General features: G+C 34.7%; 4 protein-coding genes. 2 read left to right on the top strand and 2 right to left on the bottom strand.

Annotation, left to right across the window (positions count from 1 at the left end; all coding sequences use genetic code 11):
* Positions 1-21: 21 nt before the first annotated feature.
* Both F986_RS06150 and F986_RS06145 read right to left on the bottom strand, forming a co-directional pair.
* Complete coding sequence (locus F986_RS06150; protein ID WP_004693158.1) at positions 22-471, bottom strand: hypothetical protein; 450 nt, start codon at positions 469-471, stop codon at positions 22-24.
* Entirely contained in the window at positions 471-665 is a 195-nt protein-coding gene (locus tag F986_RS06145; RefSeq protein WP_026056468.1) for a hypothetical protein, read from the bottom strand. The genes F986_RS06150 and F986_RS06145 overlap by 1 nt, the downstream gene beginning before the upstream one ends.
* A gap of 115 nt (positions 666-780) precedes the next feature.
* Between F986_RS06145 and F986_RS06140 the strand changes: the two genes are divergently transcribed.
* Positions 781-1,032, top strand: a complete 252-nt coding sequence (locus F986_RS06140; protein ID WP_004693154.1) for a hypothetical protein — start codon at positions 781-783, stop codon at positions 1,030-1,032.
* 113 nt (positions 1,033-1,145) lie between these two features.
* Positions 1,146-1,292: a hypothetical protein gene (locus tag F986_RS18210; RefSeq protein WP_004693152.1), complete on the top strand. Its 147-nt coding sequence runs from the start codon at positions 1,146-1,148 to the stop codon at positions 1,290-1,292.
* Positions 1,293-1,553 lie beyond the last annotated feature (261 nt).

Below are 1,553 nucleotides of genomic sequence, written 5' to 3'. Positions count from 1 at the left end.
GATATGCTATTTAACATAAAATTACGTTATGCGACATTCGGCTATGAGCTTTGCTTTATCTTCTAAAATTGCTTCGCTAGATAAAATTGCTTTGTATAGAAACACTGGTGTTCCTTCTTCTGTATCTTCTACTTTTAGCTGCTTTGTTCCATCTCGATATTCAAATATAGCAATAGGGTAGTTGTCCCGATCTGCTATATAAAAACGTCTGTCTTTTACAATCAGTTGATGATCTTCAAATTGGTGTTGAAGCAATCTCATGAATTTGCTTTCGTTTGGCGAAAGTAAATTTAGTTGTCTGATTCTGTCCGCATCATTGTGATAGCGGATTTTTTCGCGCTGCCTTTCATTGTAGTTTAGGTACACATTTCTTGTTTTCTTTATGGTTTCTTTCGGTTTTTCTTGCCTAGAGTCTCTAAGCAAATAACCAACAATAAATCCCAGAATAAGACAAAAGATTGCTAGTCCCATTATTCATCTTTTCCTAAAACATCTTGTCGGTATTTAAGAACTTCTTCTGCTTTTAAATTTTGCAGGTGATATTTAATAAGTGCATGAATTACATCACTTTCCGCCATTAAGCTTTTTTTCTGAACAACAAACTTCATTAAGGTTTCCTTAACAGCTTCTACTTCATCCGTTCGTAGCTTGTAGACTTTGCTCATTTTTTCAATTTTCCGTTTAACAGTTACCAAGTTAATTTTAACCCTATTTATTAGTTGACAAGTTACCTGTAAACTTTGTTTAATACTTTAAACCAAGTTACTAGGTAACTTTTGCATGAATAATTATAGTTTCTCAGACTCTCAATCTTTTACTCAGGCTGCTTTTAACAGGGTGGCAGAGCTTGTTTCTCAAAATGGCCAATGTGCATTAGATAACTTTGTACCTGCTTTCTCCACAGAGCAGTGCTTAGAGCATTTGGCATTTGTTGCGTCAGAAATGGCTTATGACTATTCGTTGATTGATGTTCATTCAGATTTATACAAAAAAACAAACGCTGAATTAAAAGAAGAAATGGGGGATTGCTAATGAGAATTTTAAGCATCGTTCTAGGATCTGTTGATGTTGAGTGCCCAAAGTGCTTCTCAAGATTTCATCACCAGTATTTGCCATTTCATATGTCTAAGTGTGAGGGCTGATTCATGGCTAAAAAGACTGATCAAAAAACAACCCAAACCCGTAAAAACACGGTGGAAAGCCCTAAATCTGCACAATTCTTCTCAGCAGAATCTAGTCGTCTGACTGATTTTTCTACCCCCATTTATAACATGCGGGTTACGATAGACTAAATTTGAATCAAAACAGGGTGCTTAACAATGATTGAATATTTTGACTATCTGTATTCTTTATCTACGTTGCATTTAGTTTTATTGTCTTTAATGGCATTTTTAGGGCTAATAATCATTAAAAAAATTGGTGATGTTTTTGATTTAGATTGATTTTTTTGTGCTCACGGATTTCGGCATAACGTATATTATGTTCATTAGCGTACTCGGCATTGTGAATATAATTTTACTGAGATTCACAATGTCGAGCTGTAGCACCAACTG

Source organism: Acinetobacter johnsonii CIP 64.6 (genome assembly GCF_000368045.1).
GTDB classification, from domain to species: domain Bacteria; phylum Pseudomonadota; class Gammaproteobacteria; order Pseudomonadales; family Moraxellaceae; genus Acinetobacter; species Acinetobacter johnsonii.
This window is presented reverse-complemented; position numbering and strand designations above follow the sequence as displayed.